Source organism: Thermococcus camini (assembly GCF_904067545.1).
Classification (GTDB): Archaea; Methanobacteriota_B; Thermococci; order Thermococcales; family Thermococcaceae; genus Thermococcus; species Thermococcus camini.
This window is the reverse complement of record NZ_LR881183.1, coordinates 714256-740664: the sequence shown is the minus strand read 5'-3', so window position 1 is coordinate 740664 and position 26409 is coordinate 714256. Positions and strand designations below refer to the sequence as shown.

Below are 26409 nucleotides of genomic sequence, written 5' to 3'. Positions count from 1 at the left end.
GCGGTGAGAAGCATGCGTGAGGCTATGTACTGGGAGCCGCTAGAAGGCGGAAAGGTGAGGTGTAGACTGTGCCCCCTCAACTGCATCATAAACGAGGGCCAGCGCGGCTCCTGCAGGGTGAGGAAGAACATCAACGGAAAGCTTTACACGTTCAACTACGGCAAGGTTTCGTCCATAGCGGCGGACCCGGTTGAGAAGAAGCCCCTCTTCCACTTCTGGCCCGGATCATGTGCACTCTCGATAAGCACGGTCGGCTGCAACATGCACTGCAAGCACTGCCAGAACTGGGAGATAAGCCAAGCTGATGAAAGCTTTCCCTACCTCCACGACATGAGTCCAGAGATGATAGTTGCGATGGCCAAGCGTTACTCCTGCGAGAGCATAGCCTACACCTACAACGAACCGGTTATCTGGTACGAGTTCGTTCTCGATACAGCGAGGCTGGCAAAGAAGGAGGGGATTTACAATCTCCTCATAACCAACGGCTACATAAACGAGGAGCCGTTTAGAGAACTTGCGCCATACATAGACGCGATGAACATAGATATCAAGGCCTTCAGCGACGAGTTCTACATGAAAATAGCCGGCGTTCCTGGCGGCGAGCCGAGCAGGAGAACAGCGGTTATAGCAAAGAGAGAATTCGGGATCCATGTCGAGCTGACGTATCTCATAATACCCACGCTCAACGACGGGGAGGAAGAGATAAGGACCTTTGCCCGCTGGGTGGTTGGAGAGCTCGGCGAAGATACGCCGGTGCACTTCTCGCGCTTCTTCCCGCACTACAAGATGAGCCACCTCCCCCCAACACCGGTTGGGACGGTCGAAATGGCATACCGCGTTGCCAGGGAGGAGGGACTGAAATTCGTCTACGTCGGCAACATACCCGGACATGAGGGGGAGACCACATACTGCCCCAGGTGCGGCAAACCTTTAATAGTCCGCTGGGGATTCAAAATCACCGAGTACAACATAACCGACGATGGGAAGTGCAGGTACTGCGGCGAACCTATCCCTGTGGTGGGAAGGTATCGAAAAAAGCGATATGACGGGATGTGGTGGTGAAATTGGCCGAAATCGAGGTTATTTTCTACATCGAAGGACTGGGAAGCGATAAGAAAGTTTTAGAAAGGGCTATGAAGGAGACTGCAGAGAACCTCCGGAACGAAAAGAACGTCGAGGTAAAGTATGTGCGGGTCGAGGATGTGCTGGAAAACAGCGAAGAGGACATCCTCAAGTATTCTGGAGTTATCGAAGCCCAGCTGGTTGGCGATCTTGCCGATATAGTCCGCCTGACCCTCCGCTATTCACCCGCGATAGTCGAAGTGCTCGGGCCCGGGAAGCTTGAAATTGAATCGAAGGAGCTCATGAAAATCCTCGGAGAAGTCTCGCTCTTCATGGGCAAGCTCATGGAGAAGTTCGGAGGCCTCGCGGTTTATCCAAAACTCGACGACATTCCCACGCCCGACATCGGATACTCCAGGGAGGAGATAGAGAGCCTCATTGTCGATGACAGGAACATCCTCTACCGCTTCGTCATTGAGGTCTTTGGAGAGAACGGGGAGGGCATAAAAGAGACCATGGCGAAGGCCCTCTCAATCGAGGGGTGCAGGATAAACAAGCTCGCAGTCCAGGGACAGGAGGAGGAAGGCAAGTTTAAAGGGCTCCTGGCCGCGGAGCTCCTGTCACCGTTCGAAACACTCTTCCAGCTGACCGGAAAGTACGCCCCCGTTGCGATTTCCATCATAGAACCCGAAATAATTGATATTACAGCCAACGAACTCCAGAACACCCTCACAGACCTCGGCGGCTTCGTGAATGAACTGGTCACAAGACCTGTCAAGAGGCAGATCATGGAAAAGAAGAACACGGAGTTCAAACTTAACCCCTGATATTATCGGCAAAAGGCGAAAGGCCTATAGGCATTTAATTAAGCTCCCTTTCATTTTTACGGCAATGAGCGAGCTTTTTTTAGGGAGAGAAAGGGTCTGAAAGCGAAAAGTATATATACCTGAAGTCGGTAGAAAGTCATTGACAACACATGTTAGACCATCCTAGGGCGTAAGCCCAAAGTTAAGGAGGTGTTGGGAAATGAAAGTGAAAAAGATCGCGGCGCTCGCTGTTGGTGCCGCAATGGTTGGAGCCACCATGGGCTTTGCCAGCGCTCAGCCGACCGTCCCGAACATACCGAAGGACTTCTTCGTTAACGCCGATGGAACTCCGGCAGTTAAAATCGTCGTTGGAAGTACCGCTGCTGCTATGGACGTTGCCAGCGCCGCTGACATAGCCGTTGCCCTCGGCAGCCTGCTCTACACCAAGGAGCAGGTCGACGTCCAGGGAGACTACGTCAAGATCAAGGCCGAGTACCCGCCCGAGACCGTCGACAGCTGGACCATCTACGCCTACAACGCCAGCACCATAAGGAACCAGACCGCCTGGGCCACCAAGTACACCGAGCTTCCGGGCGACTACTGGTACAACGGTGCCGGCGGCTACAACGTCGCTTACAGCGACTGGATGGGCAACTTCCAGGTCACCACCACCATCAAGGACAAGGACAAGATCGGTGACGAGCAGCTCGTCGACTGGCACGTCACCCTCAAGAACGTCCAGCTCAAGTCCAAGGACCCGAGCAACTGGGACAAGAGCAGGCCGCCCAAGGACGCCGACCTCGTCGTCACCCCGGGCAACGTCACCGTCTTCGTTGACTACGTCCTCTACAACTACACCGTTACCAAGGAGGAGAAGGTAAGAGACGCCTACCCGGAGTGGGGCGTTCCGGCCGTTTACGAGAACAAGACCAGCTGGTACATCGGCGACGCTGCTGAGGGAACCGGCGGAACCGTTTACAAGGAGGGTGTCAAAGCCGGACAGACCTTCACCGTCTTCGGCGAGACCTACTACGTCCTCGACGTTGGAAACGGTACCTTCACCGCCGGTCTCGACAAGCCGACTGAGTGGTACCAGGTCGGCGAGCCGCAGGCCATCGAGGGTACCGACTGGGTCGTCACCGTCCTCGACATAAGCATCATTGACCAGAGGGCCCTTGCGGTCGTTAAGAACGCCGTCACCGGCAAGGAGAGCAACCAGGTTATCCTCGAGAAGGACACCCCGGTCGACGTCTTCAACGACGGTGCCGTTATACTCACCCTCAAGGACACCTTCGTCGGTATCGACGGCCACCTCATAGCCAGCATCGACGCCCAGGTCGACGTCAAGGACTACAAGAGCGGCGACACCATCACCTACGATGGCAAGAAGTGGAAGATGACCATCGCCACCGACGGCGACTACATCAAGAACGTCACCCTCACCAACCTCGACAAGCTCGAGGGCAACCCGGTCGACATCTTCGGTGCCTACGACCTCTGGTACCACTTCCAGCTCAAGACCCTCAACGAGAAGAAGGTCGACTACGACATCAACGGCGACGGTAAGAAGGAGGACAAGGACTTCGTCGTCGCCTATGCCCACATCTGGCTCAAGGAGAAGGAGGGCAAGGTCGTCGAGAAGGAGCTCAAGGTCGGCGACGATGTCCTCGACACCGACTACGTCGTCAGTGAGATCCACGCCACCGCTGACCAGATCACCCTCAAGCCGGTCAGCGCGCCGATAACCGTCATGGACTACGAGGTCAGCATGGAGGACCCGGGAGCCAACCTCATCCTCGTTGGTGGTCCGGTTGCCAACAGCCTCACCAAGTACCTCGTCGAGAACAACATCAGCACGGTCGACTGGGTGAACAGCCCAGGCGACATCGAGTACATCGAGGGCGCCCTTGGCGGCTACGACGTCGTCATCGTCGCCGGTGCCACCAGGAACGAGACCAGGATGGCCGCCGAGGCCCTTATGGAGTACCTCGCTGGCCTCTGAAGGCCTTTCCTTCCCTTTTAATTCTCTCTTCTGGGGGTTTTAAAGTTGAATCAAAAGAAACTCGCAGTCATTCTCATTGCCCTCATTCTGGTGGTTGCTCCAATCAGCTACCTGGTGTATTCATACCACAACTTCGGCAGCCTGGTGAACCCAGGAACCCCCAAAGCGTCCGACAGATACATCATAATCTACACCCCATCAGCTCAGTTCTATACCCTGACTGCGGAGGAATATCAGAAACTCATAGAGGATGGTAACTCTCCCCCAGCGGGATCTAAACTCTTCAACATCACCGTGGACAGCTACATCACCGGCAGCCCAGGGGTTGATCTCAACCTGACCCTGAGGAGCGTTTACAAGCAGTTCACCATCGTCATGGGTGATCCATCGGTCATCAACTGCAAGGACAACCCACAGCTCTACGTGGGGGACTGCCGGTACAGGACGCTCGCGGTTTCGGAGATATCCGGAGTCGTGGCGAGCATCTTCGCGGCCAACTACTACGTGAAGGGCATCAACATGGGCTACGACAACGTCACGGCCAAGCAGTACGCCTTCAACCAGACCCAGCTGGGGTACAGAAAAACATATCTGAACTTCTGGACCAAGGTAGACCTCGGCAGGGGCAAGATTGGAAACGAGGGGCACCTGGCGGTGCTGCTCATCGGGCCCGCGGAGGGAGCGAAGGAGAACAGAATATTCACCCCCCGCAGGGGGGTTCTCGTCATCGAAGGAACCACCGACGAGACCCTCAGGGCGGAGGTAGTGCTCATAGAGAACATAATAAGCTTCAAGTGGCCGGAAGGGAACGAGACAAGGACCATCAACATCACAGGCGGATAATTCCCTCGAGCATTTCCCTTTTATCCTCCCCAACCACGCTAAAAAACTCGTCCTTGTTCTTGAACGGCCTCTTTGAAAGTATTTTCACCGCGGTCTTCTTGCCGATTCCGGGGAGGTACTGAAGAACCTTGGGACTTTCGCGGTTGATATCTATCGGAATCGGAATCCCGGTTATGCTCCTGAACCCGTGATCCACGATGAGGACGTCGTAGAACCTGTTGAGGGGAACTTCCTTTGGAATGCCGACGATGAGGGGATAGCTCCCAATTTGCCTGCCGTAGGTCAGACCGTTCTCAAATACCTCCGAGCGAACTTCTCTGAGAACCGTCCCGACTGGAACGACGCGCTTGAGCATCGGCAAATCAATCTCGTGCCTTATTTTGTACCGGTAGTGCTGAATGAGCTTCCCGTGCTTTTCGGTCTTGACTCTGTTCCTCATGTGCCAGAGTGGAGTGCCGGGGAAGACGACGACCTGGCGAATGTTTATCCTCCTCACCATCAGACCGTCGTCGAGGAGTTTCTTGAGGAACTGGAAGGTCAGCTGATAACTCTTCTTCGTCTCACCTGGAAGGCCGAAGATTATGTTTATCCCCGGCAGGAGCCAGGGCATTCCGTTGGGGCCTCGCTTTGCTCCCACTTCGTTGAGTATCCTCACCGCCTCGTAGGTCTCCTCGGCGGTGGCGTTTAGGTTGTTGAGCTTTGCCACCTTCGGGTCGGCACTCTCAAGGCCAAAGGCGACGACGTTGCCCGGCGTCCCGTACTTTATGAGCGTCTTGGCTATCCTAACGCTCTCCTCGGGGTAGTTGGCTATGACTGCGGGGTTTGCGTTGTCCACGTGGAGGGTCTTAATCTCGGGCGCGACGGAGCGAATACCCCGGAAAAGCTTCTCCAGAGCCTCAGGATTAGGTACCGGAACTCTTCCGTTGGGTCTGGCCATGTACGAGAATATGCAGCTCTGCCTGCCGACCCGGAAGTGCCTCACCCCAAGGGTGTAAAGGGCCTCGACCTCCGCAACGACGTCCTCAATAGGCCTGTTCTCAACATTTCTGTAGCGCACAGGCTCGGTGCAGAAGGAGCAGCCACCTATGCCCACCGCCTTGGGGCAGCCACGCTGGGTTTCTATCTCAGCTATCACGAAGTCCGGGAAATCGGGAAACTGCTTCACGACCTCGGCCCCAATAATTGCATAATCGCGTAATTCACTATAATCCCTGAACCTCATGGGGCCGGCGTCTTTAGGGTTCCTCAGGTAGTCGAATAGGAACGCCTCTAAATCCCCGTAAACGACGTGATCAAAAACCGACTGGGCAAGGAGGAGCTCGCGGGAGGTTATCCTCGTCCCGCCGGCGTGGGCGGAGCCCATGAACGCCGGGCCGCCGAGAACCTTGATCCCCCTAAAAGGCCTGAGAAACCTCGCGACCTCTTCGACCTGGGACGGAACGGCGGATAGGTACTTACCAGGCGTGTGAAGGCCGCCGATGTAAACGATGAGGCTGGCCTTCTCAAGTATTTCGCGCGTTTTGGAGAAGTTGGGGGTCTTGTTCCTCGTTGCCACGCCCCTCTCGCCCTCGAAGGTGGCCCTCAGGTCGTCTATCGTCAGGTAAAAGATGCGGGCATCTTTCCTGGCCTTCTTTATCGCGCCGTAGGCGTAGCGGGGGTAGATTCCCATATAAGGCGGTACCCCCAGGCCCGCGGGCTCGTCGGTGTACCCGTCGATGATGGCAACTATCATGGTTGGGAGTCTCGGGCCCAGCTTAAAAATCAATCGATGGACAAAAAAGTATAAACGGCCCTACTGCAATAACAGTTACATGGGGGAAGGGCATGGAAAAACCCAACTATCGAACTGCTGAAAAGGAGAGGTTCAAAAGAATACTAGAAGAAATCTCAAAGCTGGACTACATGGCGTTAATGGCGTACTGGATGGATCAGGAGGTAATGGAGGCGGAGATGTACCACAAGCTGTATCAGCTCAGCCGCGACGTTAACTGGGATGAGCGGGTTTCCAAGCTGTTCTTCCAGCTTTACAAGGAGAGTCTCGGGCATGCGGAAGCACTTCTCAGGATGTTCCACGAGATGTTTCCCGACGAGGAGCCTCCAAAGGTCAACGTTGCTCCCCTCGAGGTGGAGCTGTCCGAGGAGCGCCTGAGGGACCTGGTGTATCATGGGAACCTCCGGGAGATCCTTGAATACCTGATGGGGACAGAGAAACTGGCCCACGACGTTTACCGGTACCTGGCTGAGAAAACGGAGGATGAAAACTCCAAAGCAACCCTTCTATGGCTCTCAAACATAGAGAACGGCCATTACCAGAAACTTAGAGACCTATACACAGCACTGTTCGGAGCCGGCCCTGGGGAGTGATCAGCACATGACGCCCTCAGCAGAGAGAAATTCCTCGATGTCCCTAACTTCCGAGGGAGCCAACTGAAAAACCCTCTTTTCGGCGTGGGGGACCTCCGCAAGAATGCCGCGAACCCGTTTGAAATCCTCCTTACTCAATCCCAGCATGTGGTGCGACTTTTTCAAGGAGGAAAGAACCGTGCTTCTCCTGTGCTGGAAGAGGGCCCTAACCAGATCCTCGTTAAGTTCAATGCGCTCGTCCCTTGGCTTTGGCTCAAGAACGATGACCGCGGAGTCAACCCTGGGCCTTGGCCAGAAGGCCCCCCTGCCGATGCGCTCCACAAGCTCGGCGTAAGCCTTCGCCCGAACCATCAACGAGAGACGGGAGTAGTTTTTATCCCCCGGCTCCGCCACCATCCTCCGGGCAAATTCCAGCTGGTAGATAAGAACGGCTCTCTCGAAATCATACCTCAGAAAGCGGAAGGTTATGGGGGACGAAATCTGGTAGGGCAGGTTGGAGACTATTTTGTTGAACGCAGGGAACTCAACCTTCAGGGCATCACCCTCGATTATTTCAACGTTGGGCCAGTCGTATTCGACCCTTAAAATCCCCACGAGGCGGGGATCCTTTTCAATGGCGTACACCTTACCAGCGTGCCGGCTCAGGGCGTCTGTGAGGACCCCAAGACCCGGGCCGACCTCGAGGACCGTGTCCCGCCCGCTCAGTTCCGCCCGTTCAACGTTGCGCTCGATTATATCCGGCACTATCAGAAAGTTCTGTCCCAGGTCAGAATTTGCCTTAAGGTTGTATTTTGAAATTAGAGAAAAGAGGCGCTCCCTCATACCCTGAATATCCTCCTTGAGCCAACGAAAAGGCGGTAGCGGTCCTTGCCCTCTATCTCATCGACAACTCTCCTGGCTATCATCTTTGCCGGCTCTGGAAGCCCCTTGACACGGTGGCGCAGATCCTCAAAGTCCTTGAACGGTTCCTTCTTGCGCTCTTCGAGTATCTCCCACATGTGCTTCTTGCCGATGCCGGGCAGGAGTTCGAGGCTGTGGAGCCTGTTGGTTATTGGGGGGGCCATGTTAAAGAACTTCACGAAGTGCTCCTCGTTGTTTTTGATTATCTCCTCAACCACGTACGGGAGCTCGGCCTTGGCAGTGGCGGTGAGGTCATCAAAGTGAATCTTCTTGTTGATCATGAGTATCTTGTCCCTCTGTCCCTTGCCTATGAAGACCCTCTCGTAGAGCATGAGGTCCTCCTTCGGGGCAACCTCGAGCAGCGTGAAAGCCTTTTCACCTATAACCTGGGCAACAGGCTTGCCGGTTCTTCTTCCGGTCTTTAAATCTGTGTAGCCCTCGGGTAGATAGTCCAGCACGTAGGCGTACTCCTCATACTCAACATTCCGCCTCTTTTTGTCGAGGCTTTCCCTGTAAGAATGTCTCCGGTACCTGTCCATTGTCTCTCCCCCAGAAATTATACCCGTCCGGAGTTTTTATACTTTGTCTAAGAGAAAAGGAAAGGAGGGTCACTCCTCGGGACGGTAGTCGTCGAGGAGTCTTATTATTTCCTCGGCCTCTTCCCTGGTGGGCATGTAGTCCTCCTTGGCGAAGAGGACGCGGATGTCGAAGTAGTCCTCGGGCATAAAGTCGACGAGCTTCACGGCTATCCTCTCATCTATCCACTCAAAGAGGCCGAGGAGCTTCTCCTTCAGCTCGGCGACCTGTTCGGGCTTGAGCCTGGCGAAGCGCTCGGCGTGCTCGAGGCTAACCCTGGCCTCGTAAAACATGGGCTCCTCCGGGTTCTCCACCATGCCCTCAGCCTTGCGCCTCTCGAGGAGCTCCTTTGTCTCGGATATCGTGAGGTAGCGCTCCTCGAGCTTCTTCCTCCCTATCATGCTCATCCCTTCTGAGCCCTGAGGTGAACCGGGTGGATGAAGAAGGTCTTGACCTTGCCACCGTCCTTAACCTGGACGACGTAGGCATCGCCGCGCTTACCGACGACGGTTCCGGTTCTTCCGTGGAACCTCGGGTCGGGCATTCCCCTGTGGTAGCTCGGCTCTATGACGATGTGAACCCTCTGTCCAGCCTCGAACTCCTGGAGGAACCTGGTGAGGGGCGGGAGACCTCTCCTCCTCGGCTTCTTGCTGAGCTTGCCGCGGGTCTTCCTTCTGAAGCTGTGTGCTTTCTTAACCATTCCAATCACCTCGCAGGGTTTTTACTCATCGCGCAACAGACGCAAAGACATTTTTCAGAGTTTCACGCCTCTTCGGCGTATAGACTAAGCCTGTTATGGCTCCGCTATCCAATCGGCGGGAACCGTTTATAAAGTTTTCAGTGGTCGAGAATGTTCAGCACGTCAAGCCTCTCGCACCAGGCAGGTTTTCCGAGCAGGTCGCTCACCGAGGGCTTCGTGCGCCCCTTATCGCCGGATATGAGCTCCTTAATGTACAGGCCTCCGTCGGTGACGAGACGGAGCTCGAAGTGCTTCCCGTCGAGCCATCTCGCTTCCGCCTCGTGAACCCTCCGGACGCGAACTTTATCGGCTCTCGCCTTTCTCACGCGCCAGGGGGTTCTCTGACGAATCTCAAGCCCCCTAAGCTTTCTGGCAGCTTCCTCGGCCTCCTCAGGGGTTACCCCCTCCTCGACCAGAACCAGCGCAAGGTATTCCTTGCGGTGATTCCGTGTGAGGACCTCTTCGGCCTCTTTAGGTGAAACGAAGCGCAGATTAAGAACCTCGACCTTTCCGCTTGCGTTTATCTCCCCCTTTACTGCATCGAGGTCGAGCTTCCGTTTTTTCGGCAGCTTTATCTCGACGATAAAGGGCCTGCCGTTTCCGAGCATACGGACGTCAACGTCCTCCCTTCCTGCCCCCTTGAAGACGCACTTCCCGCCGCTCGCACTGGAGAATGCCCTGCAGATGATCGAGGCCACGCTCTCGTCAAAGTCCGGAAGGGGCGTCTGGGGAATGCCCCGCACGAGCTTTCTGTAGCGGCCGTAGACGTAAATTGGGTTTATCTGAAGTTCTATTCTGCCGGAATAAGGCTCGACGATGAAAACCACGTCGGGGTTCTTGGCAGTATCCTTTCCCGTTGCCTTCCCAAAGGCCTTACCGAGCTCACGGTTGAACTCGCGGTTTATGGGCTCGGCGGTCCCTATGTCAAACTCCCCCCATAGGGCTTTCTCGTTCTCCCGAACCTCCTCGGGGAAGCGGGAGCCGACGAGGAAGGTCTCAAACTCGACGCCAGCCGCGACCTCCTCCATCCTTCCGACGAGTTCGGGAATCCTTTCGAAAACGTTGCCGCACAGCTCGCACGTTTCGGGTGCTTCAACCGGGGGCAAATCTTTAGCGGAGCGCTCCATGTTGAGGACGAACCTTACCGCCTTCCCGCGCTCCTCATTGGTGCCCTTCCCAAGCCCCGCGAACAGTCTGCCCAGACAGTGGTCGCAGAGTTTGTGGGATTCAAGAACCCTCGCAGCCTTTTCAGTTATCATGCTCTCACCCTAAGATTTATATCCCGCAGTTCAAAGCTTCTCGCGATGATGACTCGCAGGCAGAGAATAATAAAGCTTTTGGAGGAGCGGGACTACTCACCGAGCGAGCTGGTACTGGGCCTTGAGCTCCGCGGCAGAGGGGCAAAGAAAACCGTGCTGGAGGATCTGAAGGCCATCCAGAGGACCCTCAAGCGCGAGGGAAAGGTACTCCTCATAAAGCCAGCTGAGTGCAGGAAGTGCGGCTTCGTCTTCCGGCCGGAGATAAACATCCCCTCCCGCTGTCCGAAGTGCAGGTCTGAGTGGATAGAGGAACCCAGGTTTAAGATCGAGGCCAGATAGTTGTCATTTCGACGAAATTTATCGATCATAGTGGCCGGCTTTTGTCACCTGTCCAGCCCGAAGGTTTATATTGGGTTTGTATCAGCTTAGGGCGGAGGGAGAGTTATGCGGAAAGTTGAGAGGTTTATGAAGGAGAAAGGCCTCGAAGTCGGAGATCACGTCCGGATAATCGAAAAGGAGAATGGAAACACGAGCGTCTATGAGGGCGTTGTCATGAACCCCTACGAGCTGTCCAGCGGCGAAACGCTCACGCTGAAGCTCGACAACGGGTACAACGTCGGAATCCTCGTGGATCAAATCCTGGAGGTCGAGGTGATCGAGAAGGCCGCCCCCAGGGAGGAGCTGGAGTTCGAGGAGGTCTTTCCCAAGAAGCCGGGCCTCCCAAGTGTCGCGATAATAGGAACCGGTGGAACCATAGCGAGCAGGATTGACTACAAGACGGGCGCTGTTCACGCGGCCTTCACCGCCGAGGAGCTCGCCAAGGCCGTCCCCGAGATATTCGAGGTGGCGAACATAACGCCGAAGCTGCTCTTCAACATAATGAGCGAGGACATGCGCCCTGAGTACTGGGTTAAGATAGCCCACGAGGTTGCCGGAATGCTCAACAACGGGGAAGATGGAGTTGTCATCGCCCACGGAACGGACACGATGGCCTACACCGCCTCGGCGCTCAGCTTCATGCTCCGCGACCTCGGAAAGCCTGTTATTCTCGTGGGTTCCCAGAGGAGCTCAGACAGGCCGAGCAGCGACGCGGCGATGAACCTCATCTGCTCCGTCCGGATGGCGACTTCAGACTTTGGTGAGGTGGCCATCGTCATGCACGGAGAGACCAGCGACACCTACTGCCTCGCCCACCGCGGGACCAAGGCCAGAAAGATGCACACGAGCAGGAGGGATGCGTTCAGGAGCATAAACGACATTCCCCTCGCAAGGATATGGCCGGGAGGTAGGATCGAGTTCCTCAGGGACGACTACCGCAGGAGAACTGAGAGCGAGGTCTGGGTGGACGACGAGATGGAGGAGAAGGTGGCCATCATCAAGGCCTTCCCGGGAATCCAGCCGGAGATAATCGATTTCTTCGTTGACAGGGGATACAAGGGGCTGGTCATCGAAGGAACGGGTCTCGGCCACGTGCCCACATACGTCATCGACTCTATAAAGCGCGCCACGGAGGAAGGCGTCGCCGTCTGCATGACGAGCCAGTGCCTCTACGGCAGGGTGAACCTCAACGTGTACTCCACCGGAAGGAGACTCCTAAAGGCCGGCGTGATTCCGTGCGAGGACATGCTCCCAGAGACGGCCTACGTCAAGCTCATGTGGGTTCTCGGCCACACCGACGACCCGAAGGAAGTGCGTGAGATGATGCTGACCAACTATGCAGGAGAGATAACGCCGTACACGAGGTTTGACACATTCCTGAGGTGATAGGTGTGGGGATCAGGGCGGTTTACAGGAACGGGGTCTTCAAGCCCCTCGATAAGGTGGACCTGCCTGAGGGAACCAGGGTGGAGATACTCATAGCTGACCCCAAAGAGGCCATTAAGAGATACGCTGGAGCGCTTAGAGGGCTGAAGGATGTCGGGGACATAGACTGGGAGGAGGCGTACCATGAGCACATCCTCAAGAGAGCCGGTGATGGTTGATTCAAACGTCTGGATAGACTACCTGCTTGGGGAGAAACGCGGAACTGAACTGATGGAGAGACTGGTCAGTGAGTACATCCTCGCGATTACGCCAACGATATACGGAGAGGTTGCCTTTCAGCTGCTTGCAAGAAACTATATCAAACTAACTGGAAGCTACAGGTTCTACTCGCTCAGAAAGGAGCTCGCCAAGAACCCTGAGCTATATGAGCCCGTAGAAACCTTTGATGAACTCCTGGATTCCCTTCTTGCATCGGATGTTTTGATTTTCCTCGACGAGAACTGGGAGATAATGCATCTCTCCCGGGATATCCGCAAAAAGCTTGGTCTGCTACCAAACGATTCCCTGATTGTATCAGCCTGTGAGTATTATGGGATAGACAAGATAGCGACCTTTGATGATGACTTTTTGAGAACTCCACTGGAGGTGTTAAGATGACCGGGAAGTTCAACTACGAGGAGCTTGGCCTCAAGGTGGGCCTTGAGATACACAGACAGCTCGACACGAGGAGACTGTTCTCCCCGGTTCCCAGCGAGATGAGCGACGAGGTGGACTTCACCTTCCAGCGCAGGCTCAGGCCGACGATAAGCGAGCTCGGTGAAATCGATCCAGCCGCGCTTGAAGAATTCAAGAAGGGAAAAACCTACATCTACGAGGGCAACTACAGGCTGGCGGACCTCGTTTACATGGATGAGGAGCCTCCCCACATGCCGGACGAGGAGGCACTCAGGGTCTCTCTCCAGATAAGCTACCTCCTCAACGCAACCCCCGTTGACGAGGTCCACTTCATGCGCAAGATAGTCATAGACGGCTCCAACGTCTCCGGCTTCCAGAGAACCGCGATAATCGCCATGAACGGAAAGGTGGACACCCCCTGGGGAAGCGTCGGCATTCCGACGATATGCCTTGAGGAGGACGCGTGCAGGATAGTCGAGAGGGGAGAGAAGGAGGTCATCTACCGCCTCGACCGCCTCGGCATTCCACTGGTGGAGATAAGCACAACCCCGGACATACACCACCCGGAGCAGGCGAAGGTGGTCGCCAAGTACATCGGCGACGCGCTCAGGGCGACGAGAAAGGTCAAGCGCGGTCTTGGAACCATCAGGCAGGACCTGAACGTCTCCATCAGGGGAGGAGCGAGGGTCGAAATCAAAGGTGTCCAGGAGCTCGATATGATACCCGTCATCATCGAGCGCGAGATTGAGAGGCAGGTGAACCTGCTCAAAATACGCGAGGAGCTGAGGAAGCGCGGGGTCAAGCCCGAGGACATAAGGGAGGAGTTCCACGACGTTACGGATATATTCGAGAACACCGGCTCGAAGATAATCGCCCGCACGGTAAAGAGGGGCGGAAAGGTCCTGGCAATAAAACTCCCCAAGTTCCGCGGGCTTATAGGCAAGGAGATACAGCCAGGAAGGAGACTCGGCACCGAGATGGCGGACAGGGCCAAGAAGTACGTGAAGGGAATCTTCCACATCGATGAACTGCCTAACTATGGAATTACAGAATTAGAGGTTAATGCAGTTATTGAAAAACTTGGTCTCGGCGGAGAGGATGCGTTCGTTCTCGTCGCGGCCGAGGAGGAAACCGCAAAGAACGCCCTCCGGGAGGTTCTCCAGCGCGCGAGGGAGGCCATCGAGGGAGTGCCAGAGGAGACCAGGAGGGCCCTGCCTGATGGAAACACCCAGTACATGCGCCCGCTCCCGGGCAAGGCCAGGATGTATCCGGAGACGGACATACCGCCGATACTTCTCACGGCGGAGATGAAGGACGATGTACTGGCGAACCTGCCCGAGCTCCCGCAGGAGCGCGTCGACCGCTATGTGAAGGAGTACAGGATAGACAGAAGCTTAGCAGAAACCCTGGTGAACGACGAGCGTGACGAGCTCTTCGAGGAGCTGATAGCCAGGGGCATCAAGCCATCTTTAGCCGCCTCAATCCTCGTGGTGGTCCTCAAGGGACTCAAGAAGGAGGCACCCATCGAGAATATCACCGATGAACACATCAGAGAGGCCTTCGACCTGTACCTCGGTGGAAAGATAGCCAAGGAAGCATTCGAGGAGATATTCAAGGAGCTGGCGAGGAACCCCGAGAAGAGCGCCGCCCAGGTGGCGGAGGAGAAGGGCCTAACGCTGCTCAGCGAGGAAGAGGTCGAGAGGATAATAGACGAGGTCGTTCAGGCGAACATCGAAGTCATCAAGGCCAAGGGAATGGGTGCGATGGGAATGGTCATGGGCAGGGCCATGGCGAAGCTTCGTGGAAGGGCAGACGGAAAGCTCGTCAGTTCGCTCGTGAGGAAGAAGATCCAGGAGCTGAGCTGAGGGTTAAGTTTTTAACCCCTTTTTCTTACTTCCATTTGTGGGAAGTATGACCCAGAAGATCAAAATCGTCTACTACCTCTACGAGGTTAAAGACGAGCCCCTCGGGAACTACGCGAAGGCCGTTGAATCAAAACTCGGCCGCTTCGTCCGGCTGGTGAATCCGGACGAGTACACCCTCATGACGAATTTTAAAAGCATCCTCGGAACCTCAAAGGAGGTCTATGTGATAGAGATTAGAAACGACATCAACAGATGGTTCTACCTGACGAAGGGCGTGAATGGCCTGGAAAAGCCTAAAGCGGCTTATGAGTACGAGATTGGGAAGGAAGAGGCATTTGAAGCGGTATTCCGAGAAATAGCCGAGGGGTCCGCACACGGAAAGCTCGGCGTGGATAAATTCTCCGCGATGTTACAGCTCCTGCTCTGGGGAGGATTCCTCTTCCTGAGCTATCTGGGCTACAAAAACGATGAGCTGGAGTGGATCAACAGCTTCCTGCCCCTTGTGCTGCTGCTATCCGGCCTCATAGAGGGGTTCAGGAGGGGATACAAGAAGAGGAAAAAGTGAGCACCGCGGCCACCGGCCGTCGGGGGAAGGGTGAGGTGATGGCATGGCGCTCAAAGCGAAGGTTGAAGGAATCATCGCCGGCTGGATGGACGGAAAGAGGTGCACCTACGCGCTCGTTAGATGCGAGATTCTCTCCGATTGCACACGGCCAGTGGAGAGGGCCCTTAAATCCATGGGGCTGAGATTCACCCGTCTGACCGACCCCGACCCGTACCTGCTGGTGTCCTCGGGAGAGAATTTCTACGACCGTGGGAAGTTTCTGACGGTAATAGAGCTAACCGATGGACTGGGTCGCATCTTCTATCTGGCCGCGTCAGACGTGCCCGTGAGCCTCAAGGGGATTCCCCGCCCGGAGTTCGTCCTCGCGTTTCGCGTGAAGAGAAAAGAAGGATTCCGCGCCCTCCTCGATGTCATAGGGCGGAAGAGAATCGGCGGCATCAGGCACAAACACCGCTCGACACTGAACTTTCTTATGAGCCTTTTGGGCGGTGTGGTTTTTTCATCCTTGATAGAGCTGGGAAGTTACTGGACTGGTTTCCTCGTTACAATCCTCTTTGCCCTAATCATTTATCTGATACTCGACTATCCACTCTCACTGCTCTATTTCAGAGGGGTAGAAGTTATCTCAACAGGAGAAGCCCGCACAAAGGTCTTCGTTATCCGGCTCGGAATGGAAGGAGAGAAAAAGGGCTAACGCCCCAGCTCGGCGTGTGCTTTCGCCAGGTGCTTCGCCGCTATCGCCGCCAGAAGGGAAAGCTCCCCTGCAAGAACTGCACCGGCTATTATCTCCGCGAACTTCCTGGCGTTTGTACCGGGCGGATCTCCGCCGCCGGCAACGCCCATTATGCTCAGGGCTTCCCTCTGGGTCGGGACGCGAGTTCCTCCGCCGACCGTTCCAATCTCAAGGCTCGGCATGGTGACGCTGATGTAGAGGTCTCCCTCGGGGGTAACCTCCGCGAGGGTTATGCCGTGCGAGCCCTCGGTAATCTGGGCCTCGTCCTGGCCGGTGGCAAGGAAGATTGCACCGACTATGTTCCCAAAGTGAGCATTGAAGCCATAGGAACCGGCCTGGGCCGAACCGATGAGGTTCTTCCTGTAGTTGACCTCGGCTATGAGCTCCGGAGTGGTTTTCAGCTTCTTCTCGACTATCTCGCGCGGGATTATGGCCTCGGCAATAACGGTCTTCCCACGGCCGTTGATGAAGTTCATCGCGTTCGGCTTCTTGTCCACGCAGAGGTTGCCCGAGAGGGCGAGGTACTTCACGTCCGGGAAGTGCTCCTCGATGACCTTCATTATCTCCTCGCTTGATATGGTGACCATGTTCATGCCCATGGCATCTCCGGTCTCGAACTCGAAGCGCAGGTAAAGGTTGTTGCCGACGATGTAAGGCTTAACGTCCCTCAGCTTTCCGTGTCTGGTGACCTTGCTGACGGCCCTCTCCTGGAGGTAGTCGAGATTAGCCTTTACCCACTCGGCGACTTCCCTGGCTCTTCTCGCGTCGGGGCACTTGAGGAGGGGCGCTCGGGTCATCTTGTCGTCTATTATCGTGGTCTTCAACCCACCCGCCTCTGTCAAGGCGGAGCAGCCACGGTTGACGCTTGCAACCAGCGCTCCCTCAGTGGTGGCGAGGGGGATGTAGAACTCGCCCCTGGCATATTCCCCGTTGATTTTAAGAGGGCCGGCAACTCCCATCGGTATCTGGACGACGCCTATCATGTTCTCGATGTTCTTGCCTATGACCCTCTCGGGGTCTATCGAGTAGTGCCCTATGTTCTCAAGGCTAACACCGAGCTTCTTTTCAAGCGCCCTCCTCCTTATTTCAGTGGCGAGTTTCTTATCACCGTTTGTGTACCTCTCAACCTGGTGGAGCTTTATTTCTCCGCTGGCCACTTTCTCCACAAGTTCCTCCACGTTCATATCGACACCTCCAGAAATCAGCCGAATATCCACTCCTCAAGCACCTCTCCGGCTTCCCGGAATGCTATCGAGGCATCACTGTTTGGGGCATATTTAACTATGGGCACTCCAACATTGATGGACTCGGGGACGTTGTAGTCAAAGGGTATCCATCCGAGAACCGGGACATCGAGATCTTCTTCGACCGCCTCCACGATCTTGTCCACAACGTCCGCAGACTCACGAACCTTGTTCAGGATCACACCTATATTGAGGCCGTACCTCTCGCCGAGTGCCTTCAGCTTCTCTATCTCGTTTTCAACCATCGTTTCAAAGGAGTATATCGGCGAGCGCTCTATCTCGACGACTATAAGCTGGTAGTTTGCGACCTCAAAAGTCGGGAGGGTGTCGAACGGTATGCCTGTGGGCGAATCAACGAAGACGACACCGAACTTATACTTCACCCGGTCCAGAATGTCCACAAGTCTCCTCGGAGAGATGCCCAGAACGTCCTGGAGCTGGGTGCTCCCCGGAAGCACATGAACACCGGTGTGGGGATGCCGGTAAATCGCCCATTCGGGGTCTATATCGGGGTTCTTCAGGAGCGAGTGAAGGGTATATTTAACAGTGTCAAGAGCAAAGTGAAAGCCAAGGTTGGGGAGATACAGGTCGCCGTCAACCGCGAGGACGCGGTACTCCCGCATGGCCAGAAACGTACTGAAATTGGCCGTTGTCGTGGTCTTTCCGGCACCGCCTCTGCCGGTCACTACTATGAGCGCCATCCCTAAACCCCCTTCACAGGGGACATACTCAAAAGGGGATATAAGGTTTCCGATAGGGATAGGGAACACTCATCCTCCAATTGCCGCCACAAAAGGTTTATATCGTCCCCCGTTCAGATATCCATGTAAATGTTAAGGAGATGATTGCCATGGCCGAAAAGATGCCGGCTATCATGAAAACGAAGCCCGCTTATGGTGCCGAGCTCGTTGAGGTTGATGTTCCCAAGCCAGGACCGGGCGAAGTCCTCATCAAGGTTCTCGCCACCAGCATCTGCGGAACCGACCTCCACATCTACGAGTGGAACGAGTGGGCGCAGAGCAGGATCAAGCCACCCCAGATCATGGGCCACGAAGTGGCTGGAGAGGTCATCGAGGTCGGACCCGGCGTTGATACCCTCGAGGTCGGCGACTACATAAGCGCGGAAACGCACATCGTCTGCGGCAAGTGCTACGCCTGCAGGCACAACCGCTACCACGTCTGCCAGAACACCAAGATATTCGGCGTTGACATGGACGGTGTTTTCGCGGAATACGCGATAGTTCCTGCCCAGAACGCCTGGAAGAACCCAAAGGACATGCCCCCTGAGTACGCGGCGCTCCAGGAGCCGCTTGGCAATGCCGTCGATACCGTTCTGGCGGGGCCGATAGCCGGAAGGAGCACACTTATAACGGGTGCAGGCCCGCTCGGACTTCTTGGAATTGCCGTTGCAAAGGCGTCCGGGGCTTACCCGGTTATCGTGAGCGAGCCGAGCGAGTTCAGGCGCGAGCTGGCCAAGAAGGTCGGTGCCGACTACGTCATCAACCCCTTCGAGGAGGATCCCGTCAAGGCGGTTATGGACATAACCGACGGCGCCGGCGTTGAGGTCTTCCTGGAGTTCAGCGGCGCCCCCAAGGCTCTGGAGCAGGGTCTAGCGGCCACCACTCCAGGAGGAAGGGTCTCACTTCTCGGCCTCTTCCCGAGGGACGTTACGGTGGACTTCAACAACCTGATAATCTTCAAGGCCCTCGAGGTTCACGGCATAACCGGAAGGCACCTCTGGGAGACCTGGTACACGGTCTCAAGCCTCATCCAGAGCGGCAGGCTCAACCTCGACCCGGTCATCACCCACAAGTACAAGGGCTTTGATGACTTCGAGGAAGCCTTTGAGCTGATGAAGGCCGGTAAGACCGGTAAGGTCGTGTTCTTCCCGCACAAGGGTTGAATTATCTCCCCTTTTCTTTCACCGCAATTCTTAAGTAACTCCTCTCAAACTCACCCCAGGGAGGTGGCACTATGGAGCTAAGCTACCAGGAGAAACTCACGCTCATAAAGCTCAGCGAAGTTGGAAAGACTAAATTCGAAGAGCTCGTCAAAAGGACCGGTCTGGATCAGGTTGCTGTTATGCGAGCGGTTCTCGGCCTTCAGAGCAAGGGGCTGGCGAAGCTCCACGAGAAAAGTGAGAGGGTTGTCAGGCTCACCGAGACCGGAAGAAAGTACGCTGAAATAGGCCTCCCTGAGCGGAGGGCGCTGGAGGTTCTGAAGGAAAAGAAAAAGGCGACCCTGGATGACCTGAGGAACGTTCTCAGCGAGGATGAGCTGAAACCTATAGTCGGCCTCCTGAGGAAGGAGAGCTGGGCGAGCGTTAGGAAGGAGGACGGGAAGTTAGTCCTCGAAATCACCGAGAAGGGACTCAGCGCGGAAGAGAGGTCCATTGATACCGCCCTCAAGCTCCTCACGGAGAGGAAGACCGTACCTCTGGAGGAGATTGAAGGACTCATTCCCGTTAAAGAGCTCAAGAGAAGGAAGATTGCGGAGGAAGATTCCGTTACCGAGAGGCTCGTCGAGATATCCCCCGAGGGAATGGAGCTCGTGAAGAGGGGCATCGAGCTGAAGGAAGAGGTCTCCAACCTGACCCCGGAGCTGATAAAGTCTGGAAAATGGCGCGAGGTCGAGTTCAAGCGCTTTAACATCTCGGCCCCGGTCAGGAGGATTTACCCGGGCAAGAAGCAGCCGTACAGGGCCTTTCTCGACAAGATACGGAAGAGACTTATCGAGATGGGATTCATCGAGATGGTCTCCGACAGCCTCATAGAGACCCAGTTCTGGAACTTCGACGCGCTCTTCCAGCCCCAGAACCACCCGGCGAGAGACTGGACCGATACCTACCAGCTCAAATACCCGAAGAACGGCCACCTGCCCATGGAGGAACTCGTCGCCAGCGTCAAGGCTGCCCACGAGCACGGCTTGGCAGGTTCCCGCGGCTGGGGCTACGTCTGGTCGCCAGAGAGGGCCATGCTCCTCATGCCGAGGGCACACGGTACAGCCCTGAGCGGCAGACAGCTCGCCAGGGGCGTTGAGATACCAGGAAAATACTTCACGATTCAGCGTGTCTTCCGCCCGGACGTCCTCGACAGAACCCACCTCATAGAGTTCAACCAGGTCGATGGCTTCGTCGTCGGCGAGGATTTGAACTTCAGGAACCTCCTCGGGATACTCAAGCGCTTCGCGGTGGAGATAGCCGGGGCCAGGAAGGTCAAGTTCCTGCCGGACTACTACCCGTTCACCGAGCCGAGCGTTCAGATGAGCGCCTACCACCCCGAGCTCGGCTGGGTTGAGTTCGGCGGTGCCGGAATCTTCCGCGAGGAGATGACGAAGGCCCTCGGAGTTGACGTTCCGGTGATAGCGTGGGGGATAGGAATAGACAGACTTGCTATGTTCAAACTCGGAATAGACGACATCCGCTACCTGTTCAGCTATGACCTCAGATGGTTGAGGGAGGCGAGACTGGTCTGGTGAGGTGATACCATGCCCAAGTTCGATGTGTCAAAGCGGGATCTGGAAAGGCTCGTCGGGAAGACCTTCACCGTTGAGGAGTGGGAGGACCTCTTCCTCTACGCGAAGTGCGAGCTGGACGACGTCTGGGAGGAGGACGGTGAAATCTACTTCAAGGCAGACTCAAAGGACACCAACAGGCCCGACCTCTGGAGCGCCGAGGGAATAGCAAGGCAGATACGCTGGGCGCTCGGCTTCGAGAGCGGTCTTCCCGGGTACAAAGTGGAAGACAGCGGCGTAACGGTTTACGTTGACGGGAAGCTGAAGAACATCCGCCCGTATGGTGTCTACGCAATAGTTGAGGGACTGAACCTCGATGAAGAGGCGCTAAAGCAGATGATCAACCTCCAGGAGAAGGTGGCCTTAACCTTCGGGAGGAGGAGAAGAGAGGTCGCCATAGGCATCTTCGACTTTGATAAGGTGAAGCCGCCAATATACTACCGCGCCGCTGAGAAGAGCGAGAAGTTCGTTCCGCTGGGCTTCGAGGAGGAGATGACTCTCGAGGAGATACTTGAGAAGCACGAGAAGGGCAGGGAGTATGGCCACCTCATCAAGGACAAGCCCTACTACCCGCTCCTCGTGGACAGCGAGGGTAAGGTTCTCTCGATGCCCCCGATTATAAACTCCGAGATAACCGGCAGGGTGACCCCGGAGACGAGAAACGTCTTCATCGACGTGACCGGCTGGGACCTGAACAAAGTCATGCTGGCTTTGAACGTCGTGGTTACCGCTTTAGCTGAACGCGGGGGGAAGATAAAGAGTGTGGAAGTAGTATACCCTGATATGGATATTAATGAGTTAGTTAGTTATTTAGCCCCGGATGTTGAAGATAAACTACGAACTATTGAGAAACTAACAGATTGGTTAGTAATTGAAACACCGGATTTAACTCCCAAATCCTTCAAGGTTGAGCTCGACTACATCAAGAGGCTCACCGGGCTCGAGCTGAGTGACGAGGAGATCAAAGACCTCCTCGAGAGAATGATGTACGATGTCAAGTTGGTTGACGGGAAGGCAAACCTCCTCTATCCCGCCTTCCGCGACGACATAATGCACGCCCGCGACGTTCTGGAGGATGTCCTCATAGCCTACGGCTATAACGAGATCGAACCTGAGGAGCCAAAGCTTGCCGTCCAGGGAAGGGGCGACAAGTTCATCGAGTTCGAGGATGCCGTCAGGGAGCTCATGGTCGGCTACGGCCTCCAGGAGGTCATGACCTTCAACCTGACGAACAGGGAATCCCAGTACGGAAAGATGCTGCTCGAACCCGGTGAGGACCGCTTCAGCCACCCGCCGGCGGAGCTCGTCGAGATAGAGAACCCCATAAGCCCCAAGTGGTCCGCCCTGAGGGTCTGGCTCATCCCAAGCCTCCTCGATTTCCTGAGCCAGAACACCCACGAGGAGTACCCGCAGAGAATCTTCGAGGTCGGAAAGGCTACACTCATAGACGAGAGCAGGGAGACCAAAACGGTCAGTGAGAGCAAGCTGGCTGTTGCCCTCGCCCACCCGCGCGTTACCTTCACCGAGGCCAAGGAGATACTTGAGAGCGTGATGCACCACCTCGGCTTCAGGTACGAGCTCGAGGGCATTGATCATCCGAGCTTCATTCCGGGGAGGGCAGGAAAAATAGTCGTCGAAGGAAAACCGATCGGCATCATCGGGGAGGTCCACCCGGCAGTCCTGGAAAACTGGGGAATAGAAATGCCCGTGGCGGCGTTTGAAATGTTCCTAAGGCCGCTCTATCGGGCGCCGTACCTCTAATCCTCTATTTTTATCCTCTTCTCCAGAAGGGCGCACATTATCTCGAAGTTCGTCACGTTCTCAAGCACCTCAATCCCTATTATCGCATCCATCCTCCCACCTCCGGGTACACTTTGTGGACGTGGTTTATCAATTTTTCTCGCTCCCGCTTGAACAGCATCCAAAATTGAGGTTTACATTTGCAAAATAATCCGTCGCAGTATCAACCAGCACCGTGGAAAAGACATTTATACCCTCTGGCCCATCCAACAACCATGAGGTTCGCACTCAGAGTGGCATACGATGGCAGCGCGTTCTATGGCTTTCAGAGGCAGCCCGACGTTAGAACCGTCGAAGGGGAGCTGATAAAGGCCCTGTCGAAGCTCGGAATAATAAGGGACGCCGAGAGCTCGAACTTCAAGGGGGCCTCGAGAACGGACAGGGGAGTTTCAGCAATCTTCAACGTCGTGGCCTTTGACGTCGCCTCGAGACCGGACCTCGTTCGCGCGGAGGTTCTCAACCACCACCTCAGGGATCTCTGGGTTCTCGGCGTTGCTGAGGTTCCCGAGGGATTCCACCCCAGGTTCCAGGCGAGGTCAAAGACCTACCGCTACTACCAGGTTGACGAGGGCTTCAATGAGCGCGATATGAGAGAGTGCGCGGCGCTCTTCGTTGGCGAACATGACTTTTCGGCATTCTCCCGGCTTGAACCCGGCAGGGATCCGATCAGAGAGCTCCTCCGGGTTGAGGTCATAGGGCGCCAGGGCTACTACATCATCGAAATCGAGGGAAAAAGCTTCCTGTGGGAGATGGCGAGAAGAATAGTTAACGCAATCCGATTCTGCGGTCTTGGCCTCATGGAGCCCAAAACGGTCGAAATGATGCTCAAGGGACAGTATGGCAAAAAAGTTCCCCCCGCGCCCCCCGAGGGACTCATACTCTGGCATATGGAATACCCGGACGTGAAGTTCCAGGCGGATGAAAGGGGAATCAAAAAAGCAAAACGCGACCTGTTCGAACGCTACTCAAGAGCGCTTACGAGGGCGGCCCTTTTTGGTGACACTCTCCTCGAGCTTTGAGGCCATCTCCCTGTCGTAGTATTTACCGTAGTACTGCTTGAGCGCCTTCTGCCGCTCGATGAAGTGGGTGAAGAGTAAGGGGTCGTCGTCCTGAACGTCAACTATAACGGCCTTCATTCCCTTCTTCGGCCTCAGGGCGCGCCCTATTGTCTGAATCGTCATGATATCGCTCTTGCCGCCTCCCGCAAGTATTATCGCCGAAATCTCCGGTATGTCCACGCCCTCCTTGAGGAGTGTCGAGATGAGAACCGGAATCTCTCCGTTCTTGAACGCCTCAAGTATCTCCCAGCGGTTGGAGCTCTTTGAGCTCAGGAACTCCGCCTTCACGCCCATCTCGCCAAGCATCTTCCGGAGTATCCTGCCGTGCTCGATCCTCCTGACGTCGATGAGGACTCGGTGCCCCTTCCGGGCGAGCTCGGCGGCCTTCTCCGCCACGGCCCGGTTCCTCTCGTCGTTGTTCATTATCATGTCCTCGTACAGTTCCTTGTAGCGCTCGCTGAAGGAGGGCATGCTCGACTCGTAGGTGATTATTTCAAAGCGCGGCTTCGCAAGGAACTTTTCCTTTATGAGGTCATCAGCGCGAACCTCGAATATGGTGGGCCCAACAACGGCCTCTATCTTGATCTCCTCACCGCGTATGCGCCTCCACGGCGTCGCAGATAGGCCAAAGCGGTATACCTGGGGCAGCGAAAGGCCAAGCTGGTAGAACTTCTCGGCGGCGGAGGTTCTGTGGCACTCGTCGAACATGAGGATCGCGTACTCGTTCTGGAGCTTCTCCGCGCCTCTCGAGAGAAGGGTCTGTATCATGGCAATGGTAACGGCGCGCTCCTCCCATTTGTTGTCCCCGACTATGCCCGGCTCAACGCCCAAAACTTCCCTAACCTTGTCCGCCCACTGGTAGAGAAGCTCCTTCGTGTGGACGACTATCAGCGCGGAGAGGTCGAGCTCGTGGATTATCCTCAGCCCAACGACGGTCTTACCGCTTCCAACCGGAAGAGCCAGAACACCCATTTTCTCCCGGAGGGCCTTTTTAACCGCCCTTTCCTGATACCTGCGCATGCTGTAGTTTTCGTTCCACGTGGAGTTCAGCTTGGCACCCCTGACCTGCCGCTCGTCCTTCACGCGGACGCGGTATCCCTTGCAGTTGAGAAACTTCTTGACCCTCGGAAGAACCCCAACGGGAAAAGTCTTCTCATATGGGTCGTAGAGGCTCTCTGGCTTTTCCCATTTGCCAAAGTCCCTTTTGTAGCTGAGCAGCTCGTAGATTTTGAAATACACCTGTGGATCTGCCTTCTCAATCCGAACCAGTGCGGAGCCATCGGGAATTCGGAGGGTTACCGTAGGCATGACCAATCGCCGAAAGTTTGGAAAAAGACTTTATAGGCCTTTTGGAACATCAAACTAAGGTGATAGAATGCTGGGGGAAATCATTGAACGGTTTGATGATGCAGTCGTTGTTAAGGAGCAGGTAAGCAAAGAGCTCGGGGTAACGCGTTATCTTCTGAAGTACCGCGATAGGCCCGTCCTCTTCAAAGACGTGGACGGATGGGAAGTCGCGGGCAACATCTGGAGCACCAGGGAAAGGATTGCATCTTACCTTGGTATCGAGAGGGAGGAGATACTTCACACGATGACATGGGCCATGGAAAATCCCGAACCCTACAGGACGGTTGACGGCGCCCCCTTCATGGCGAACTCAACCGGGGACTTCTCACTAACCGAGCTTCCGATTCCAAAGTACTACCCCAAGGACGGCGGTCAGTACTTCACATCCGCCATGGTCATAGCCAGGGACGAGAATGGCTTTGTCAACATGTCCTTCCACAGGATGATGGTCATTGACGATAAAAGAGCCGCCATAAGGCTCGTTCCGAGGCATCTGTACGCTATGTGGAAGGAAAAGGCAGAGGCTGGGGAGGAGCTGGACGTCAGAATAGTCGTCGGGAACCCGATCCACATCCTCCTTGCCGGAGCCACGAGCGTGGCCTACGGCATAAGCGAGCTTGAGATAGCCTCGGCGATGAGTCGGAGGGCCTTTGGAAGACCCCTCGAAGTCTTCGACCTCGGAGGAATACCCGTCCCGGTTGAGACGGAGTTCGTTTTCGGGGCCAAGATACTCCCCGAGCTGACCGACGAGGGACCGTTCGTCGATATAACCGGAACCTACGACTACGTGAGGAAGCAGCCGGTGGTGGTCTTTGAGAGAATGTACCACGTCGATGAACCGGTTTTCCATGCCCTTCTCCCCGGCGGCTACGAGCATTTCATGCTTATGGGCCTGCCGAAGGAGCCGCAGATCTACGCGAGCGTTAAGAGGGTTGTTCCCAGAGTTCACGGCGTAAGACTGACCGAGGGCGGTGCGATGTGGCTCCACGCGGTGGTGAGCATAACCAAACAGCACGACGGGGACGGAAAGAATGCGATTCTTGCTGCCTTCGCCGGGCACCCGAGCCTGAAGCACGTGGTCGTTGTGGATGAGGACGTGGACATATACGACGACAGAGAAGTGGAATGGGCGATAGCAACGCGCTTCCAGGCCGACAGGGACCTTGTGGTTATCCCCAACGCCAGGGGCAGTTCCCTGGACCCCTCTGCGGAGAAGAGCCTGACAGCAAAGTGGGGAATAGACGCAACCAAACCGCTGGAGAGAAAGGAAGAATTCGAGAGGGCTAAGCTCTAG

26 protein-coding genes are annotated in these 26409 nt (G+C 55.7%); 17 read left to right on the top strand and 9 right to left on the bottom strand.

Features of this window, described 5'->3' with window-relative positions; all coding sequences use genetic code 11:
- Window positions 1–12 precede the first annotated feature (12 nt).
- The 4 genes from amrS to TIRI35C_RS03915 all read left to right on the top strand — a co-directional run bounded on the left by amrS (window position 13) and on the right by TIRI35C_RS03915 (window position 4713).
- A complete protein-coding gene (gene amrS, locus TIRI35C_RS03930) occupies window positions 13–1062 on the top strand; it encodes an AmmeMemoRadiSam system radical SAM enzyme (protein ID WP_188203003.1) in 1050 nt (349 codons plus the stop codon).
- A 2-nt stretch (window positions 1063–1064) separates the two neighbouring features.
- A complete protein-coding gene (locus TIRI35C_RS03925) occupies window positions 1065–1889 on the top strand; it encodes a hypothetical protein (RefSeq protein WP_188203002.1) in 825 nt (274 codons plus the stop codon).
- Window positions 1890–2088: 199 nt separating this feature from the next.
- Window positions 2089–3870, top strand: coding sequence for an S-layer protein (locus tag TIRI35C_RS03920; RefSeq protein WP_188201813.1), 1782 nt, complete (start codon window positions 2089–2091; stop codon window positions 3868–3870).
- Window positions 3871–3915: 45 nt separating this feature from the next.
- On the top strand, window positions 3916–4713 hold the full coding sequence (locus TIRI35C_RS03915; RefSeq protein WP_188201812.1) for a hypothetical protein: 798 nt from the start codon (window positions 3916–3918) through the stop codon (window positions 4711–4713).
- Here the strand turns inward: TIRI35C_RS03915 and TIRI35C_RS03910 are convergent.
- Window positions 4700–6445 (bottom strand): radical SAM protein, encoded by a 1746-nt coding sequence (locus TIRI35C_RS03910; protein ID WP_188201811.1) that lies wholly within the window; start codon window positions 6443–6445, stop codon window positions 4700–4702. The genes TIRI35C_RS03915 and TIRI35C_RS03910 overlap by 14 nt on opposite strands.
- 92 nt (window positions 6446–6537) lie before the next feature.
- Between TIRI35C_RS03910 and TIRI35C_RS03905 the strand changes: the two genes are divergently transcribed.
- Entirely contained in the window at window positions 6538–7077 is a 540-nt protein-coding gene (locus TIRI35C_RS03905) for a ferritin-like domain-containing protein (protein ID WP_188201810.1), read from the top strand.
- Here TIRI35C_RS03905 and rsmA read toward each other — a convergent pair whose 3' ends face one another.
- The 5 genes from rsmA to TIRI35C_RS03880 all read right to left on the bottom strand — a co-directional run bounded on the left by rsmA (window position 7078) and on the right by TIRI35C_RS03880 (window position 10551).
- A complete protein-coding gene (rsmA, locus tag TIRI35C_RS03900; RefSeq protein WP_188201809.1) occupies window positions 7078–7899 on the bottom strand; it encodes a 16S rRNA (adenine(1518)-N(6)/adenine(1519)-N(6))-dimethyltransferase RsmA in 822 nt (273 codons plus the stop codon). It abuts the gene before it with no gap.
- A complete protein-coding gene (locus TIRI35C_RS03895) occupies window positions 7896–8516 on the bottom strand; it encodes a DUF655 domain-containing protein (RefSeq protein ID WP_188201808.1) in 621 nt (206 codons plus the stop codon). The genes rsmA and TIRI35C_RS03895 overlap by 4 nt, the downstream gene beginning before the upstream one ends.
- A gap of 69 nt (window positions 8517–8585) precedes the next feature.
- Window positions 8586–8954, bottom strand: a complete 369-nt coding sequence (locus TIRI35C_RS03890) for an RNA polymerase Rpb4 family protein (RefSeq protein WP_188201807.1) — start codon at window positions 8952–8954, stop codon at window positions 8586–8588.
- Window positions 8955–8956: 2 nt separating this feature from the next.
- A complete protein-coding gene (locus tag TIRI35C_RS03885) occupies window positions 8957–9253 on the bottom strand; it encodes a 50S ribosomal protein L21e (protein ID WP_014012221.1) in 297 nt (98 codons plus the stop codon).
- A 137-nt stretch (window positions 9254–9390) separates the two neighbouring features.
- Entirely contained in the window at window positions 9391–10551 is a 1161-nt protein-coding gene (locus TIRI35C_RS03880; protein ID WP_188201806.1) for a tRNA pseudouridine(54/55) synthase Pus10, read from the bottom strand.
- 45 nt (window positions 10552–10596) lie between these two features.
- Here TIRI35C_RS03880 and TIRI35C_RS03875 point away from each other — a divergent pair, with 45 nt between their 5' ends.
- The 7 genes from TIRI35C_RS03875 (at window position 10597) to TIRI35C_RS03845 (ending at window position 16114) form a co-directional block, all read left to right on the top strand.
- A complete protein-coding gene (locus TIRI35C_RS03875; protein ID WP_188201805.1) occupies window positions 10597–10890 on the top strand; it encodes a transcriptional regulator in 294 nt (97 codons plus the stop codon).
- Window positions 10891–10995: 105 nt separating this feature from the next.
- Window positions 10996–12315, top strand: a complete 1320-nt coding sequence (gene gatD / locus TIRI35C_RS03870) for a Glu-tRNA(Gln) amidotransferase subunit GatD (RefSeq protein WP_188201804.1) — start codon at window positions 10996–10998, stop codon at window positions 12313–12315.
- 5 nt (window positions 12316–12320) lie between these two features.
- Window positions 12321–12533: an antitoxin family protein gene (locus tag TIRI35C_RS03865; RefSeq protein ID WP_188201803.1), complete on the top strand. Its 213-nt coding sequence runs from the start codon at window positions 12321–12323 to the stop codon at window positions 12531–12533.
- The gene (locus TIRI35C_RS03860) at window positions 12526–12972 is read left to right on the top strand and encodes a type II toxin-antitoxin system VapC family toxin (RefSeq protein WP_188201802.1); all 447 of its coding nucleotides are present in this window, start codon (window positions 12526–12528) and stop codon (window positions 12970–12972) included. Before TIRI35C_RS03865 ends, TIRI35C_RS03860 begins: the two co-directional genes overlap by 8 nt.
- Window positions 12969–14855, top strand: coding sequence for a Glu-tRNA(Gln) amidotransferase subunit GatE (gatE, locus tag TIRI35C_RS03855; RefSeq protein ID WP_188201801.1), 1887 nt, complete (start codon window positions 12969–12971; stop codon window positions 14853–14855). The genes TIRI35C_RS03860 and gatE overlap by 4 nt, the downstream gene beginning before the upstream one ends.
- 37 nt (window positions 14856–14892) lie before the next feature.
- Entirely contained in the window at window positions 14893–15420 is a 528-nt protein-coding gene (locus TIRI35C_RS03850) for a hypothetical protein (RefSeq protein ID WP_188201800.1), read from the top strand.
- 43 nt (window positions 15421–15463) lie between these two features.
- Window positions 15464–16114 (top strand): hypothetical protein, encoded by a 651-nt coding sequence (locus TIRI35C_RS03845; RefSeq protein ID WP_188201799.1) that lies wholly within the window; start codon window positions 15464–15466, stop codon window positions 16112–16114.
- Here TIRI35C_RS03845 and hmgA read toward each other — a convergent pair.
- Both hmgA and TIRI35C_RS03835 read right to left on the bottom strand, forming a co-directional pair.
- Window positions 16111–17337 carry a hydroxymethylglutaryl-CoA reductase (NADPH) gene (gene hmgA, locus TIRI35C_RS03840; protein ID WP_188201798.1) on the bottom strand — a complete coding sequence of 409 codons (1227 nt, stop codon included), beginning with the start codon at window positions 17335–17337 and terminating at the stop codon, window positions 16111–16113. The genes TIRI35C_RS03845 and hmgA overlap by 4 nt on opposite strands.
- A 17-nt stretch (window positions 17338–17354) precedes the next feature.
- A complete protein-coding gene (locus tag TIRI35C_RS03835; RefSeq protein WP_188201797.1) occupies window positions 17355–18098 on the bottom strand; it encodes a MinD/ParA family ATP-binding protein in 744 nt (247 codons plus the stop codon).
- Window positions 18099–18247: 149 nt separating this feature from the next.
- Here TIRI35C_RS03835 and tdh point away from each other — a divergent pair, with 149 nt between their 5' ends.
- From tdh to truA, 4 genes are all read left to right on the top strand, one after another.
- The gene (gene tdh / locus TIRI35C_RS03830) at window positions 18248–19300 is read left to right on the top strand and encodes an L-threonine 3-dehydrogenase (protein ID WP_188203001.1); all 1053 of its coding nucleotides are present in this window, start codon (window positions 18248–18250) and stop codon (window positions 19298–19300) included.
- A gap of 71 nt (window positions 19301–19371) precedes the next feature.
- Window positions 19372–20874: a phenylalanine--tRNA ligase subunit alpha gene (gene pheS, locus TIRI35C_RS03825; protein WP_188201796.1), complete on the top strand. Its 1503-nt coding sequence runs from the start codon at window positions 19372–19374 to the stop codon at window positions 20872–20874.
- 9 nt (window positions 20875–20883) lie between these two features.
- Window positions 20884–22671 (top strand): phenylalanine--tRNA ligase subunit beta, encoded by a 1788-nt coding sequence (gene pheT, locus TIRI35C_RS03820; RefSeq protein WP_188201795.1) that lies wholly within the window; start codon window positions 20884–20886, stop codon window positions 22669–22671.
- Between the two features lie 254 nt (window positions 22672–22925).
- On the top strand, window positions 22926–23729 hold the full coding sequence (gene truA / locus TIRI35C_RS03815) for a tRNA pseudouridine(38-40) synthase TruA (RefSeq protein WP_188201794.1): 804 nt from the start codon (window positions 22926–22928) through the stop codon (window positions 23727–23729).
- On the opposite strand, the gene TIRI35C_RS03810 is transcribed toward truA, so the two are convergent.
- Window positions 23676–25076: a DEAD/DEAH box helicase gene (locus TIRI35C_RS03810; protein ID WP_188203000.1), complete on the bottom strand. Its 1401-nt coding sequence runs from the start codon at window positions 25074–25076 to the stop codon at window positions 23676–23678. The two genes, truA and TIRI35C_RS03810, sit on opposite strands and share 54 nt — an antisense overlap.
- A gap of 67 nt (window positions 25077–25143) precedes the next feature.
- On the opposite strand from TIRI35C_RS03810, the gene TIRI35C_RS03805 reads away from it, so the two are divergent.
- On the top strand, window positions 25144–26409 hold the full coding sequence (locus TIRI35C_RS03805) for a UbiD family decarboxylase (RefSeq protein ID WP_188201793.1): 1266 nt from the start codon (window positions 25144–25146) through the stop codon (window positions 26407–26409).